General features: G+C 63.5%; 9 protein-coding genes. All 9 read right to left on the bottom strand.

Annotated elements, in window-relative coordinates; all coding sequences use genetic code 11:
• Nucleotides 1–3 precede the first annotated feature (3 nt).
• The 9 genes from ispF to OXU50_05995 all read right to left on the bottom strand — a co-directional run bounded on the left by ispF (nt 4) and on the right by OXU50_05995 (nt 16,368).
• On the bottom strand, nt 4–489 hold the full coding sequence (gene ispF / locus OXU50_06035) for a 2-C-methyl-D-erythritol 2,4-cyclodiphosphate synthase (GenBank protein MDD9869435.1): 486 nt from the start codon (nt 487–489) through the stop codon (nt 4–6).
• Complete coding sequence (gene ispD / locus OXU50_06030; GenBank protein MDD9869434.1) at nt 486–1,178, bottom strand: 2-C-methyl-D-erythritol 4-phosphate cytidylyltransferase; 693 nt, start codon at nt 1,176–1,178, stop codon at nt 486–488. Before ispD ends, ispF begins: the two co-directional genes overlap by 4 nt.
• On the bottom strand, nt 1,175–1,525 hold the full coding sequence (locus OXU50_06025) for a septum formation initiator family protein (GenBank protein MDD9869433.1): 351 nt from the start codon (nt 1,523–1,525) through the stop codon (nt 1,175–1,177). Before OXU50_06025 ends, ispD begins: the two co-directional genes overlap by 4 nt.
• Nucleotides 1,522–2,115, bottom strand: coding sequence for a riboflavin synthase (locus tag OXU50_06020; GenBank protein ID MDD9869432.1), 594 nt, complete (start codon nt 2,113–2,115; stop codon nt 1,522–1,524). Before OXU50_06020 ends, OXU50_06025 begins: the two co-directional genes overlap by 4 nt.
• 3 nt (nt 2,116–2,118) lie before the next feature.
• Nucleotides 2,119–2,706, bottom strand: a complete 588-nt coding sequence (locus OXU50_06015) for an MFS transporter (protein ID MDD9869431.1) — start codon at nt 2,704–2,706, stop codon at nt 2,119–2,121.
• Nucleotides 2,694–3,848 (bottom strand): bifunctional diaminohydroxyphosphoribosylaminopyrimidine deaminase/5-amino-6-(5-phosphoribosylamino)uracil reductase RibD, encoded by a 1,155-nt coding sequence (gene ribD, locus OXU50_06010; GenBank protein MDD9869430.1) that lies wholly within the window; start codon nt 3,846–3,848, stop codon nt 2,694–2,696. The genes OXU50_06015 and ribD overlap by 13 nt, the downstream gene beginning before the upstream one ends.
• On the bottom strand, nt 3,841–4,338 hold the full coding sequence (gene nrdR, locus OXU50_06005) for a transcriptional regulator NrdR (GenBank protein ID MDD9869429.1): 498 nt from the start codon (nt 4,336–4,338) through the stop codon (nt 3,841–3,843). The genes ribD and nrdR overlap by 8 nt, the downstream gene beginning before the upstream one ends.
• 22 nt (nt 4,339–4,360) lie before the next feature.
• A complete protein-coding gene (locus OXU50_06000; GenBank protein ID MDD9869428.1) occupies nt 4,361–5,614 on the bottom strand; it encodes a serine hydroxymethyltransferase in 1,254 nt (417 codons plus the stop codon).
• 239 nt (nt 5,615–5,853) lie between these two features.
• On the bottom strand, nt 5,854–16,368 hold the full coding sequence (locus OXU50_05995) for a hypothetical protein (protein MDD9869427.1): 10,515 nt from the start codon (nt 16,366–16,368) through the stop codon (nt 5,854–5,856).
• Between the last annotated feature and the right edge of the window lie 39 nt (nt 16,369–16,407).

Here is a 16,407-nt window from a genome sequence, read left to right as displayed (position 1 = left end):
CGCTCAGGCGCGCCCGATCAACGCGATGCTGTGGGCCGCCAGCCCCTCCTCGCGCCCGGCGAAGCCGAGCCGCTCGGTCGTCGTCGCCTTGATGCTGATGCGCTCCGGCGCAAGCGACAGATCCGCGGCCAGGTTGTCGCGCATGCGCGCGATGTGCGGCTGCATCTGCGGCGCCTGCGCGACCAGCGTCGAGTCAATGTTGATGATGCCGAACCCGGCACCGGACAGCATCGCGTGCACCTTGCACAAAAGCCAGCGGCTGTTGATGGCCTCCCACGCCTCGTCGTGGTCGGGGAAATGCGAGCCGATGTCGCCGAGCGCGGCGGCGCCGAGCAGCGCGTCGCACACCGAGTGAATCAGCACATCGCCGTCGGAATGCGCCTTCAGCCCGAAGCGAAACGGAATCCGCACGCCGCCGATGACGATGTAGCGCCCCTTGCAGAAGGCGTGCACATCGTAGCCGTGCCCGATTCGAAGTCCGTCGTTCATTGCGTGTCTCCCGTTTCAAGGTTGCTTTCCGCGCGGCGCAGGTCGCCCGGCCAGGTGATCTTGACATTGCCGGCGTCGCCCGCCACCGCCCTCACCGGGTGGCCCGCGCGCTCCATCGCGGCGGCCTCGTCGGTCGGCGCGACGCCGTCGGCCAGCGCGCCCGCAAGCGCCTCGCGCAGCAGGCGGTAACGAAACACCTGCGGCGTCACCGCCCGCACAACGCACCCGCGGTCGAGCGTGCGCTCGATGTAGCCGCCGGCCACCTGCTTGACCGTGTCGCTGATGGGCGCGACCAGCACGGCGCCCGCCGGCTCGTCGGCGGCCTCGCTCAGCAGGCGCGCCAAATCGGCGCCGCGCAAACAGGGCCGCACGGCGTCGTGGACGGCGACCCAGTCGTCGTCGTCGGCGATGCCGGCCAGCGCCTCCAGCGCGTTGTGCACCGATTCGGCGCGGCTGCCGCCGCCGGTGCATGACAACACACGCGCGTCGCCGGCGCAACGACTTTCCGACCAACGGTCATCTCTGGCCGACAAAGCGACCATCACCGCCTGCATGGCCGGGTGGGCGAGCAGCGCGGCGATGCTGCGGTCGAGCACGCTGACGCCGCCGAGCATCCGGTATTGCTTCGGCACACCGCCGTTCATGCGCGCACCGCGGCCCGCCGCCGGCACGACGCCCCAGCATTTCATTCGCGCGCGCGCTCCGGCCCGCTGCCGGCCCCGCCGCCGCGCTCGATGACGCGGTAAAACGCCTCGCCCGGCTTGACCATGCCGAGGTCTTCGCGCGCCTTCTCCTCGATGGCGCCGACGCCGGTCTTGACATCGCGCACCTCGCGCGCCAGCGCCTCGTTCTGCTCGCGCAGGCCGCGGTTGATTTGCCGTTCCTGTTCGTTGGCGTCGCGCAGACTCCACCAGTGCAGCAGGCCGTCGCCGCCCCACAGCGAGAATTGCAGCATCACCAGCAGCGCCAGCAGCGCGGCGCCGAGCAGCCGCGCGCCGGTGCGGCGGCGCCCGCGGCGGTTGCGCGCCGCCGTCACCGCGCCTCCATCAGGCGTTCGAGGTAGCGCGCCAGCAGGTCCACCTCGATGTTGACGGCGTCGCCGGCGCGGCGGCTCGACAGTGTCGTCTGCGCCAGCGTGAACGGGATGACATTGACCGAGAAATCCGACGCGCCGACCTCGTTGACGGTGAGACTGACGCCGTCCACGCACACCGCGCCCTTGCGCGCCAGGTAGCGCGCCAGCGTTTCGGGGAAGCGGATGGCGAGGCGGCGTGATTCGCCGTCGTCGTCGCAGGCGGTGATTTCGCCGACGCCGTCCACATGGCCGCTGACAAAGTGGCCGTCAAGCCGCGCCGACGCCGCCAGCGCCGGCTCCAGGTTGACCGCGTCGCCGACCCGCAGGCCGCCGAGCGTCGTGCACGACAGGGTTTCCGCCGACACATCGGCGGTGAAGGCGGCGCCGTTGCATTCGGCGGCGGTCAGGCAGACGCCGCTGACGCACAGACTGGCGCCGGGCGAGATGTCTTTGGCAAGGTTTTCGCCGGCCTCGAAGCGCAGGCGGCGCCCGCGCGGCGAGTCCGAGGCCGCGGCGACCCGGCCCGTCGTCCGCACGATGCCGCTGAACATCGCTCAGGCGGGGTCTTCCGCGTCGAGGGCGACCGAGTACATCGTCAGCGGCAGCGCGCTGGAACTGTCGAACTCGGCGGCGGCGCGGACGCCGGCGTCGGCGATTTCGTCGGCCTCGCCGCAGTGTCCGTAAGCCGCGAACATCGCGCCGAGCGCGAACTCGGCGCCGGCGCCGATGGCCCAGAAGCGCGAATACTCAAACACCTCGCGCAGCGAGAACACCGAGAACATGCCGTGGCGGTTGACGATGAGCGCGTCAATGCGGCTCGACTCGTAGGGCGAGTCGTCGTCCTCCTTCGGGTTCAGGTAGTAGTGTTCTTTCAGCAGCGGATGGATTCTGCGGAACGACTCGAAGATCGCCATGCGCGAACTGAAATCGTATTCGTCGGCGCCGTTTTCCCACAACAGACTCCTGACGACGGCGTCGTGCGCGGCGCTGCCGACGATGCCGATGTAGTTGCCGTCGTACTCGAAAATCTTGTCGTGCGACAACTCGTAGTCGCTGCTCTGCTTGACATCGCCGAAACTGGTCAGCGTGTCCGCCGCGATGCACACACGGCCGTTCTTGCGGACCGCCACTATCGTGGACATGGTCTCGCCAATATTCTGATGTCTTTGCCCGTCATGCGGATGTCCTCGTAGTCAAATTCCCTGCGCCGGTCCATACTTTCAATGATATCGCCGAATTCCGCAAGCCCCCTGCCGCCGTCCCCCAGCAGATGCGGCGCCAGATAAAGCAGCAATTCGTCGCACAGGCCGGCCTCAATCAGCGCGCCGCCGAGGCCGGCGCCGCTTTCCACCTGCACCTCGTTGATTTCAAAGCGCCCGGCCAGCGTCTCCAGCAGCGCCGCCAGCGGGACATGGCGCGCGTCATTGAAGGCCAGCACCTCGACGCCGCGCGCGGTGAATTCGGCGTGTTTTGCGGATTTGGCAGCGGTGCTTGCGCTGTCGCCGGGCGCGCTGGCGGCGTTTGCGCTATCGCAAACGGCGACGGCAACAACTGCGCCGGGCGCGTAAATCTTCGCCGACGGCGATGTCTTCATCGCGCCGTCCACGACGACGCGCATCGGCTGGCGCACTTCGCCGGCCACGCCGAGGTCTTCGCCGGACAGGCGCACGCTCAGCCGCGGGTCGTCGTGCAGCACCGTGCCGCTGCCGGTCAGCAGCGCGCCACTTTGCGCGCGCCAGAACTGCACATCGCGGCGCGACGCCTCGCCGCTGATCCAGGCGCTGTCGCCGGACGCCAGCGCGATGCGCCCGTCGAGGCTGATGGCCGACTTGATGCGCACCCACGGACGGCGCCGCGTCATGCGCGAGATGAAGCCGCGGTTCAGGCGGCGCGCGTCGTCGGCGAACAGGCCGACTTCGGTGTCAATGCCGGCGTCGCGCAGCGCCGCAAGGCCGGCGCCGCTGACGCGCGGGTTGGGATCTTCCATCGCCGCGACGACGCGCGCGACGCCGGCGCGCGCCAGCGCCTCGCTGCACGGCGGCGTTCTGCCGTGGTGCGCGCACGGCTCAAGCGTCAGGTAGGCGGTCGCGCCGCGCGCCGCATCGCCGGCCTCGCGCAGCGCGGCGATTTCGGCGTGGTCGCCGCCGGTCTCGCGGTGAAACCCCGCGCCGACGACGCGCCCGTCGCGGGCGATGACGCAGCCGACCCTCGGGTTGGGGTGCGCGGTGTAAAGCCCGCGCCGCGCCAGCGCCAGCGCCTTGCACATGAAGTAGGCGTCATTCATCAATGTCGAGCGGCAGTTGGCTGTCGTTTTCGGCGGGCGCGGCGGCGCCGATTCCCTCGACAATTTCGCGGAACGCGCCGACATCCTGGAAGTTTCTGTACACCGACGCGAAGCGCACATAGGCGACATGGTCGAGTTTTTCCAGTTCGCGCATCACCGCCTGGCCGATGCGGACGGAGTCCACCTCCTGCTTTCTGACCGACATGATGTTGAGTTCGACCCGCTCGACCAGCGCGTCAATGTCGCCTTCGGAAACCGGCCTCTTGGCCGTCGCCATGACGATGCTGCGGCGCAGTTTGTCGGCGTCGAACGGCTCGCGGCGGCCATCGCGCTTGACGACCTTCGGCGCCGTCAGGTGCAGCGTCTCGTAGGTCGTGAAGCGCTTGCGGCAAACCCTGCATTGGCGCCGCCGCCGGGTGCAGTTGCTGCCGGAAACAGGCCGCGTGTCGGTAACTTCAGTCCTGGATTCGCCGCAGAATGGGCAGTTCACTTCGGGCGGCGCGCTTGCGCTGTCAGTTGCCGTACACCGGGAATTTGCGGCACAGCCCGGCGACCTTGTCGCGCACCGCGGCGATGGTGTTCTCGTTCTCGATGTCGTCGAGCACATCGCACAGCAGGTTGGTGAGTTCAACGGTGCTTGCGTTGTCGAAACCGCGGGTCGTGATGGCCGGCGTTCCGAGCCGCAGGCCGCTGGTGACAAACGGCGAGTTCGGGTCGTTCGGCACGCTGTTCTTGTTGACGGTGATGTGGGCGCGCCCGAGCGCCGCGTCCGCCGCCTTGCCGGTCATGCCGCGGGCAATCAGGCTGACCAGCATCAGGTGGTTCTCGGTGCCGCCGGAGACGATGTCGTAGCCGCGCTTGATCATCGTGTCGGCCATGGCCACGGCGTTGCTCTTGACGAGGCGGATGTATTCCCCGAATTCCGGCTGCATCGCCTCTTTGAACGCGACCGCCTTCGCGGCGATGACATGCATCAGCGGGCCGCCCTGCATTCCGGGGAACACCATCGAGTTGATTTTCTTCGCAATCTCCTCGTTGCGGCGGGCGATGATGAAGCCGCTGCGCGGGCCGCGCAGGGTCTTGTGCGTGGTCGAGGTGACGACATCGGCGTGCGGCACCGGGTTGGGGTATTCGCCCGCCGCCACCAGGCCCGACACATGCGCCATGTCCACGACCAGAAAGGCGCCGACCCTGGCGGCGATGGCGGCCATGCGCTCCCAGTCCACCACCTGCGAATACGCGGAAAAGCCGGCGATGATCATTTTCGGTTTGCATTCAACGGCCTGTTTTTCTATCTCGTCATAGACCAGCAGGCCGTCGTCGTTGATGCCGTACTGATGGGCGTTGAAAACCTGGCCGGAGAAATTGACCTTGGCGCCGTGCGTCAGGTGGCCGCCGTGCGCGAGGCTCATGCCCAGGATGGTGTCGCCCGGCTTGCACAGCGCGAGATAAACCGCGGCGTTGGCCTGCGAGCCGGAGTGCGGCTGCACATTGGCGTAGTCGGCGCCGTAGAGTTCCTTCAGGCGGTCTATCGCGAGTTGCTCGGCGACATCCACATTTTCGCAGCCGCCGTAATAGCGTTTTCCGGGGTAGCCCTCGGCGTATTTGTTGGTCAGCACCGAGCCTTGCGCCTCCAGCACGCGCGGGCTGGTGTAGTTTTCCGACGCAATCAGCTCGATGTGATCCTCCTGGCGCTTGCGCTCGGCTTCCATTGCGACGGACAGTTCGGGATCGAAATCCGCGATTTTCATGCTGGTTTTGAACATGGTTTTTCCCTGGGTTGGTTGCTTTTGGTGGTTGGTGGTGTGGTGAGGCGCATTATACATTGAAAGCGGCGGCGGGTCAGGGATGGAGGGGGTGAACGGGGTGCGGGTTTGTGTTGGGGGATGGTGTGTCAGGTTGAGTGCGGGTTTGTGTTGGCGACCCGGGGTGCCGCCGGGTCAGGCTGGGCGAAGCCGCGACAGACCCGGCATGTGCGCCGGCGGCCTTGAAAGCGCCGTTGGGGTCAGGGGATGACGGCGCCCTCGAGGAAGACGCGGATGCGGACTGTCAGGCCGGAAACCACGCGGATGGACAACGGCAGCGATGCGCTTCTGTCCGGTTGCGTGGCGGTTACCGTGGCCTGATAGGTTTGCGGCAAGGTCGCGGTGAGGGGGGCGTTCAGCGTGATGATGCCGGTTGCGGTGTTGATGGTGAACGCCATCGCGGTGCGCGCGGGGGTGGCGTCGGCGAAGATCCACTCAACATTGCCGGTCTGCTCAACGCCGTCCGTCAGGAACGCGAGGTTCAGGCCGGCGACACGGGCGTCGGTGGTGTTGAGCGCGGTGTTCGGGCGGCTGTTCAAATCCACCAGTTGCGGGTCGCGCTCGACATCGGCGACGAAGATGGTGAGGCGTTCCTCGTTGGAGGTCATGGATTGCCACGACGCGGTGATGATCAGCGTGTGCAGTGTGGAAGTCTCGTAGTCGAGGGCGCCGGCGACGATGACGGCCCCGACGCTGGTGATGCGAAACAGGCCGGCGGCGGGGCTGATATGCCAGTCCACCTCGCTTGTGCGCGCGGTTCCGTCTTCGGTGCGCGCCGTCAGCAGCGCGTCGCCGACACGGGTGCCCGGCGGCGCGGTTTCAGTAACAATGTGGGGAGGAGTGCCCGTGAGTTCGATGAACAGGCGGTTAACATCGGTGACTTCAACGGACACCGGCACGGCGGTGGTTTCACCCAGCCAGGATGCCCGCAAAGACAGTGTGTAGGCGGGCGTTGTCTCATGGTCCAGTTGCACATCCGACAACTGCAAACGGGCAGCACCGGTGTTTGTCGTTACGACGAAAACCTCCGCGCCGGTTCCTGACAACGCCCAATCTGCCGTTGTCGTCACCGTTGTACCGCCGAACAGGGCGGATATTTCCAACCCGGTTACCACCGTGCCCGATGTGGCATTCTCCGCGATTGTGCCGACTGTCGTTCCCGACAACGACAGCGACAAATCTTCCACATTGACAGTCAACAGCGCTTCATTCGATGTCACTCCCTCATAGGTTGCGGTAATCCTCAGCGTGTGCGATGTTGTTTCCTCATAATCCAGCGCACCCGACACGAAAATCTCACCGACGGTCGTTATCCGGAACGCCGTGCTGCCGGTCAGCGAATAAGTCACATCGTCCGTGCGCGTCACATCGTCTTCGGTCTTCACCACCAGCGCGACATCAACACGGGTGCCTGACGACACGCCTTCTTTAATCTGATACGCATCCGGGGTCGCCTCAAGTGTCACACTCTCCACAGCGTTTTGCACATTCACTGTAACCTGCGTGCTGGCGGATTCGTCCGACAGATAGGTCGCCATCAATGTCAGTGTGTAGGTCGGCGTTGTCTCCCGGTCCAGTTCCGCATCCGACAACTGCAAGCGCGCAATGTCATCATCCGTCGTTACAATGAAAACCTCCTCACCGGTTCCCGACAACGCCCAATCTGCTGTTGTCGTCACCGTTGTACCGCCGAACAGGGCGGATATTTCAAGGCTTTGCACCACCGCCCCTGATGTGGCGTTCTCGATGATTGTGCCAATCGTCGTTCCCGACAACGACAACGACAAATCTTCCACATTGACAGTCAACAGCGCTTCATCCGATGTCACTCCCTCATAGGTTGCGGTAATCCTCAGCGTGTGCGATGTTGTTTCCTCATAATCCAGCGCACCCGACACGAAAATCTCGCCGACGGTCGTTATCCGGAACGCCGCGCTGCCGGTCAGCGAATAAGTCACATCGTCCGTGCGCGTCACATCGTCTTCGGTCTTCACCACCAGCGCGACATCAACACGGGTGCCCGACGACACGCCTTCCCTAATCTGATACACATCCGGCATCGCCTCAAGCGTCACACTCTCCACAGCGTTTTGCACATTCACTGTAACCTGCGTGCTGGCGGATTCGTCCGACAGATGGGTTGCCATCAATGTCAGCGTGTAGGTCGGCGTTGTCTCCCGATCCAGTTCCGCATCCGACAATTGCAAGCGGGCAATGTCATTATCCGTCGTTACAATGAAAACCTCCGCGCCGGTTCCTGACAACGCCCAATCTGCCGTTGTCGTCACCGTTGTACCGCCGAACAAGGCCGATATTTCCATGCCGGTTACTGTCGTGCCCGATGTGGCGTTCTCCGCGATTGTGCCGACTGTCGTTCCCGACAACGACAACGACAAATCTTCCACATTGACAGTCAACAGCGCTTCATCCGATGTCACTCCCTCATAGGTTGCGGTAATCCTCAGCGTGTGCGATGTTGTTTCCTCGTAGTCCAGCGCACCTGACACGAAAATCTCGCCGACGGTCGTTATCCGGAACGCCGCACTGCCGGTCAGCGAATAAGTCACATCGTCCGTGCGCGTCACATCATCTTCGGTCTTCACCACCAGCGCGACATCAACACGGGTGCCTGACGACACGCCTTCTTTAATCTGATACGCATCCGGGGTCGCCTCAAGTGTCACACTCTCCACAGCGTTTTGCACATTCACTGTAACCTGCGTGCTGGCGGATTCGTCCGACAGATAGGTCGCCATCAATGTCAGTGTGTAGGTCGGCGTTGTCTCCCGGTCCAGTTCCGCATCCGACAACTGCAAGCGCGCAATGTCATCATCCGTCGTTACAATGAAAACCTCCGCGCCGGTTCCTGACAACGCCCAATCTGCTGTTGTCGTCACCGTTGTACCGCCGAACAAGGCCGATATTTCCATGCCGGTTACTGTCGTGCCCGATGTGGCGTTCTCCGCGATTGTGCCAATCGTCGTTCCCAACAACGACAGCGACAAATCTTCCACATTGACAGTCAACAGCGCTTCATCCGATGTCACTCCCTCATAGGTTGCGGTAATCCTCAGCGTGTGCGATGTTGTTTCCTCATAATCCAGCGCACCCGACACGAAAATCTCACCGACGGTCGTTATCCGGAACGCCGCGCTGCCGGTCAGCGAATAAGTCACATCGTCCGTGCGCGTAACATCGTCTTCGGTCTTCACCACCAGCGCGACATCAACACGGGTGCCCGACGACACGCCTTCTTTAATCTGATACACACTCGGAATCGCCTCAAGCGTCACACTCTCCACAGCGTTTTGCACATTCACCGTAACCTGTGTGCTGGCGGATTCATCCGACAGATAGGTCGCCATCAATGTCAGTGTGTAGGTCGGCGTTGTCTCGCGGTCCAGTTCCGCATCCGACAATTGCAAGCGGGCAATGTCATCATCCGTCGTTACAATGAAAACCTCCTCACCGGTTCCCGACAACGCCCAATCTGCTGTTGTCGTCACCGTTGTACCGCCGAACAGGGCGGATATTTCAAGGCTTTGCACCACCGCCCCTGATGTGGCGTTCTCGATGATTGTGCCAATCGTCGTTCCCGACAACGACAACGACAAATCTTCCACATTGACAGTCAACAGCGCTTCATCCGATGTCACTCCCTCATAGGTTGCGGTAATCCTCAGCGTGTGCGATGTTGTTTCCTCGTAGTCCAGCGCACCTGACACGAAAATCTCGCCGACGGTCGTTATCCGGAACGCCGCACTGCCGGTCAGCGAATAAGTCACATCGTCCGTGCGCGTCACATCGTCTTCGGTCTTCACCACCAGCGCGACATCAACACGGGTGCCCGACGACACGCCTTCCCTAATCTGATACACATCCGGCATCGCCTCAAGCGCCACACTCTCCACAGCGTTTTGCACATTCACCGTAACCTGCGTGCTGGCGGATTCATCCGACAGATAGGTCGCCATCAATGTCAGTGTGTAGGTCGGCGTTGTCTCCCGATCCAGTTCCGCATCCGACAACTGCAAGCGGGCAATGTCATCGTCCGTCGTTACAATGAAAACCTCCACGCCGGTTCCCGACAACGCCCAATCTGCTGTTGTCGTCACCGTTGTACCGCCGAACAAGGCCGATATTTCCATGCCGGTTACTGTCGTGCCCGATGTGGCGTTCTCCGCGATTGTGCCAACTGTCGTTCCCGACAAAGACAACGACAAATCTTCCACATTGACAATCAACAGCGCTTCATCCGATGTCACTCCCTGATAAATCGCGGTAATCCTCAGCGTGTGCGATGTTGTTTCCTCGTAGTCCAGCGCACCCGACACGAAAATCTCGCCGACGGTTGTTATCCGGAACGCCGCGCTGCCGGTCAACTCATACATCACACCGTCCGTGCGCGTCACATCGTCTTCGGTCTTCACCACCAGCGCGACATCAACACGGGTGCCCGACGACACGCCTTCTTTAATCTGATACACACTCGGAATCGCCTCAAGCGTCACACTCTCCACAGCGTTTTGCACATTCACCGTAACCTGTGTGCTGGCGGATTCATCCGACAGATAGGTCGCCATCAATGTCAGTGTGTAGGTCGGCGTTGTCTCCCGATCCAGTTCCGCATCCGACAATTGCAAGCGGGCAACGCTGTCATCCGTCGTTACAATGAAAACCTCCTCACCGGTTCCCGACAACGCCCAATCTGCTGTTGTCGTCACCGTTGTACCGCCGAACAGGGCGGATATTTCAAGGCTTTGCACCACCGCCCCTGATGTGGCGTTCTCGATGATTGTGCCAATCGTCGTTCCCGACAACGACAACGACAAATCTTCCACATTGACAGTCAACAGCGCTTCATCCGATGTCACTCCCTCATAGGTTGCGGTAATCCTCAGCGTGTGCGATGTTGTTTCCTCATAATCCAGCGCACCCGACACGAAAATCTCACCGACGGTCGTTATCCGGAACGCCGTGCTGCCGGTCAGCGAATAAGTCACACTGTCCGTGCGCGTAACATCGTCTTCGGTCTTCACCACCAGCGCGACATCAACGCGGGTGCCTGACGATGCATACTCCTCAATCTGATACACATTCGGCGCCGCCTCAAGCACCACCTCCTCGACAACATTGTCCACGCGGATGACCGCCGCCAGTGACGCCGTCACGCCGGTATCCGTCACCCGCGCGGCCACCTCGACGGCATGAAAGGTGGACGCCTCATAATCCAGTTCCCCGGCCAGCGACAGCGCGCCGGTCGCCGAATCAATGGCGAACAAACCGCCCGCATCATCCGCAAGGCGGTAACGCACCGCCGTCGTCGCAACACCGTTCACCAGAACCCGCGGCGACCAGCCCGACACCGCCGTGCTCGTCACCGCCGCCTCGCTGATCCGGTTGTCCGCCGGGTCGGCGTCTTCAAACACATCCGCCTCGCGCACATCCACCCGCAAGCCTTCCGTCAGCAACAGATGAAACGCCAGGTCCGCGCCGACAGGCGACAGAATCCGGAGATTGCCCGCAGGCGACTCAAGCGCCCACACCAGCATGCCGCTGGCCGGGTTGAAATCCTCATCCGTCAGCGCCGTCAACTCCAGCGTCGGCGTGGACGGCGAACCCAACTCAAGACTGTCCGTCGCAGTCACCCCGCGCAAGGCCCCCCCGGCCAGCGAAAAACGCAGCACCCGACCGGAAACGCCGCCGGTCCCGACCCGCAGCGTGCGGGTCGCGCCCTCGTCCAGCACCAGAGGCGGCGTGATGACTTCGCCGCTTCCATCATCGCGATAGACGAGGCCGCTGATGCGCGCGCGCCGGTCCACCCGCAGGTTCGCAGCACCCGCCCCTGTTGCAAAATTGGCCACGAATTGCACCGGCAGGCGAACCGCGCCGGCGCCAATCAAATCCAGGTCTTCAAGATTCGGCAGGCCGTCAAAATCCGCCTCCGTCACAAACGCTGCAACGGCGGTGGCCGTCAGCGCCGTAATCGCCTCCAGTTCCGAAACCAGCACCGCCCCACAGGCATCATCCGCGGGCGTCGCCGCCAGAATGGCGTTTGCCACCGCGTCCGTGCGGCTGCAAATGTCGGTCACATCCTGCACATCAATGACAACCGAATGCAACGCCGCAACGCCGTCGTAGTTGGCTTCCACCGTAACCGTGTGCCTGCTCGACACCGCGTAATCCAGCGCCCGCCCGTCCGCCAGCGACAATGCGCCGGTCGCGCTGTTTGCCTCGAACAGCCCGCCGGCGTCCGCCGTCAGGCGGTAACTCACCGCCGTCGTCGGCACGGCGACGCCGCCCGCAGTCACCTGCGGCGACCAGCCGGCCACCGCGACATCATCCACCGCGTCTTCGCGCAGCCGGTTGACCGCCGGGTTGGTGTCGGTCAATGCAACCGTCTCGTTGACGCGCACCGCCAAGTCGGGTGTCGGGATATGATCATCCGTGCCGCGCTGCACCGCAGTAGCCATGTCCCACTTCCACGACACCGGGCCTTTGTTGTGCACGATATCCGCGTCCGCAACGGCGCTCAGCCGCACGCTGTGCGCGGCGGCGGACGGGTTGATTTCAATCACCGTCGGCGTCGCGACGACCGGCGCGCCCTGCGCCTGAAAAGTCAGCGTCAAGGTGGTGTGGAGGCCGCCGACCGCCTCCACCAGAACATCGCGGCTTTGGTCTTTGCTGATGACCAGCGTCCCCGTCGCAACCTCGCCGTCCACCCGGTAACGGATATCGCCGACCCGAACCTGTGGATCCACCCGCACAAAATTCAGATGCCCCAAATCGGCCAGCAACTGCGCCGGCAAAGTCGCCATGTCGTTGCCTTGCAGACGCAACATGCTCAGGGCGATTGAAGTCCTGAAAATCCCGGCGGGCAAATTCGTCAACCCAAGCCCGTTCAACCACAGCCTTTCCAGACCCGGCATCCGCCGGAAATCAAGATTCGACAAGTCCGTCACCGCAATGTGGGCCGCCTGACGATTGACTCTGAGACTCATAATGCCCCCTATTTCCGACAGCGAGACGGAACCGCAGGCATCAGCGGAGGCCGTCACCGCCAGAATGGCCGTCTGCACCTCCGGCGTGCGGTCGCAGATATTGACGCGGCCCGGCAGCGAAACAACGACGGGCAGCGGCAAACTCGCCTCGGCGCCGGCGTACGACGCCGTCAGCATTATCGTCGAGACACCGGTGTCCTCATTTGCCGGCGACCGCGTCAGCAAAATCGCGCCCGATGAGGTGTCCGCATGGAACAAACCGCCGCCGCCGGCCAGCGTCCAGACAACGCCGCTCGTGACAACGGCGCTGTCGGCGCGCATCAGCGGCCTGATTCCGCGCACCGGCGCATCCTCCGCGTCGCCGACGGTGGCGGCGTTTTGCGCGACATCGGCGTCTTCAAGCGACAATGCGCCGAACACCTCGACGGCCACCGTCCGCGTCGCGGGCGCCCCCCTGTAATCCGTGCCGACAATGATGTCGCGCCGTCCCGCCTCCATCAGCGGCCAGCCGCCGTGCGCCGACAAGGCGCCGCTCGCGGTGTCAATCGCAAACAAGCCGCCGGCGTCCGACACCAGCGAATAAGATGTTTCCGCGGAGGCGGCGCCGTCCACCAGAATCCGCGGCGCCCAGCCAACCACGCCGGTTCCGGACGACACACCCCGCCAGATGCGGTTGGGTTCGGAATCGGTGTCTTCAATCGCGACCGGCTCAAGTATCCTCACCGGCAGGGGCGGTGTTCGCAGGCCCCACGCACTTCTGACACGGATGCCGCCGGTGGCCCGGTCGCCGTCGTATCCGGACACCACAAGGCTGGCGCTGCTCACCGTTCCTTCGTAATACCCGTCGCCCGGTATCTCTTCGCTGTCCGATACATCGCGCCAGAACAAGGGCGCCGTTTCATGCTCGCGGTTGTCGTCCGCATTGGCCGTCACCGTTACCTCAATCCGGGCCGTTTCAGAAAACGAACCGAACACCAGATGGGCCGGTTCCGGCGAAAACCGGCCAGTAACGCCGCCCAGGGCAAGCCTGCCGTTGACGCCCGGAAGAGCGTCCAGTTCAACCCGGAGCCGGCGGGATTCTCCTTCCGTCAAAACAAGACCCGACGACACGGCCCTGCCGGTGTCCGCATCAATGTAGCGAATGTTGCCGAGATAGTCCGGCGTCGGTGTATGCTCCAGGTTCAGTTCGCCGTCCCCGTCGGTGTCAACAGGGTAGTCTCCCTCAATCACCAAAGACCCCTGCCCGGCTGTGTTGCTGCATCGCCTCGAGGCCGATACGGGCGCAATTCTTTTCAAGCCCGCCAGCAGCCGGATTGGCAAACGGGTCAGCGGATTGCGATGAATCCGGGTTCGGCACAAGCCCGCGGGCAGATGGCTGAAAACATCCACAGGCAGGTTGCGGAGATTGTTCCCTGAAATATCCAGCCCATGAATCACGCCGATACCCTCGAAAACCTCCGCCGACAGGCCCTGCAATCCGAGATTCGACAACGACAGGGTGTCGGTGACGCCGACGCCGCGGAAGTCCCCTCGCTGCAAGGCGGCGACCGACCCGGTAACCGCCAGTGCGCCGAATGCCAGAGGCCCGGCGACGAACGCGCAGCCGCCGCCCTTCGCCGCCAGAATGGCCCGCTGCACCGCCGGCGTGCGGTCGCAGATGTACCAGGAGCCGGTGTCCTGCACGACGGTCACCGCCGCCGTCGCCGTCAGCACAAGATGTTGCCCGGCGGCGGCAACCATCACAACCGCATCGTGGCTCGACGGGGCGGCGGGCAGCACGCCTCCGGGCGCCAGCGACAGGGCGCCGTTCGCGGTGTTGATTGCGAACAATCCGTCGGGGTTGGATGTCAGTTCGTATTCATAATTCAGCGCCGCCGTAACTGTGCTGGATGCGCTGGGCACAGCCCGCGGCCTCCACCCGGTAACCGGCAGCCCCGCCGGCGTGCCCGGCGCGACCCGGTTGGGCGCCGGGTTTCCATCGCGCAGCGCAAGGGTCTCGCGCACCTCCACCGGAAACGCCTCGGTGAACAGGTTGATGTTGCGTCCCGACCCTGTCATGAAGAAAGCGGAATCTCCGCGGACCACCCATATCAGCCTGCGTGTCTCTTCAATGAAATCATCGTCCTGCATGGCGGACATCGTGATGACCTCTTCCTGGCCGCTTTGTTCAGTGAATTCAATACGATCCCCGATGTTGCGCTCCCATCGGACTGAAATTTGGGGATCCGGATTATTCAACTCTTGACGATGCAGGGCAAACTCCCACAAACCGGAACCAGCAATATCATCCGGCAGGGAAACCCGGAAACGACGCTCGCCCCGCCCCTCGTGCAGCACCGCCCTCGACAAGGGCGTCGCCTGACTGTCGTCCAGCGTGTATTGAAAGGCGGAGAGGCGGTCTTCTTCGTCCATCAGCAAGGTGCCCCGCTCATTCCCGGCATTGAGCACGGCCAGAATCTGCACCGGGATGCGGGTGGCGGGGTTGCCGCTCAAATCGAGGCGGATGAGTCCGTCGGCAACGCCGTCGAGCAGGTCCTCCGGGAAATCGCGGATGCCGTTGTCGCTCAAGTCCAGTGTCCGCAGGCCCGGCAGGCCATGGAAATCCCCGCTGAGAAACTGCACCGTGCCGCCGCCGGAAGTGACGGTCAGCGCGCCGACCGCGCCCAGCAGCGCCCTGTCAACGGAAGCGCAATGAGTGAACTCCGAACTGCTCGCCAGTATGGCGGCCCGCACCCGCGGACTGCGGCCACAGATGCTGAACACGGCGTCGCTGGTTTCAACCGTCACCGGCGCCGTCGCCGTCAGCGTAAAACCCGGCCCGTCCACCGCCGCCATCACCGTCAGGTGATGGCTTGACGGCATGGCGGACAGCGACCGCCCCGGCGCCACCGACAAGGCGCCGCTTGCGGTGTCAATCACGAACAAACCACCGGCGTCCGACAGCAGCGCGTATGCGTAGTCGAGTCCCGCCGCGACCGCGGCGCCGGCGCTGGGCATCGGCTGCGGCTGCCAGCCGATGACCGGCGACCCCGCCGGCGCGCCCGCCGCAATCCGGTTCAACGCCGGGTTGCCGTCGCCGAGCGCAAAACTCTCGCGCACCTCCACCGGGATTGCCTCGACCGCCAGATTTCTCTGGAATACGCCATTCGACAAATAAAAAATACGGGCATCAACCAATTGCCACAGCAGCATGCGTCTATCTATTTCTTGTTCAAAATCCTCATCCGGCGTCCATGATATGCTCTTGTTATGAACCGTGACCGTGCCGATAATCGAAGCGGGCGGATTCAGGCGATTGGGCGGCTCCTCCCCGCCAGTGCGCAGCCTCATCGCCGTCTCACGCGGGTTCAACGCAAACCCGTTCGGCAAAAATACATTCTCTGAAAGTTGCGGAATGCCGTCCGGCAAAATGATCTGAAAATCGAAGTTGCGCCTCGTTGTTATTCGTCCGTCTTCAAGCAGAACCAGCCTCGACAGCGTCGTGCCGTCCGCCAGCCTGTATTGAAAGCCGGCGAGACGGTCTTCCTGGTCAACAAACATCTCCTCGTCCGCGGCACCGTCATCCCAATCCACCAGAACCTGCACCGGAATGCGCGCAACCGGGTTGTCCCTGATGTCGAGGCGGCGAAAGGCCGCCGGAACACCGGCGAGCAGGCGCTCCGGCAAAACCCGGATGCCGTTGTCGCGCAAGTCCAGTTCTTGCAGGTTCGGCATGTCGGCGAAATCCCCCGCCCGCAACTGAACGCTGGCGCC

The organism is Gammaproteobacteria bacterium (genome assembly GCA_028817225.1).
In the GTDB taxonomy this organism is placed as follows: domain Bacteria; phylum Pseudomonadota; class Gammaproteobacteria; order Poriferisulfidales; family Oxydemutatoraceae; genus Oxydemutator.
The sequence above is the reverse complement of the archived record's forward strand: the minus strand, read 5'-3'. Positions and strand labels throughout refer to the sequence as shown.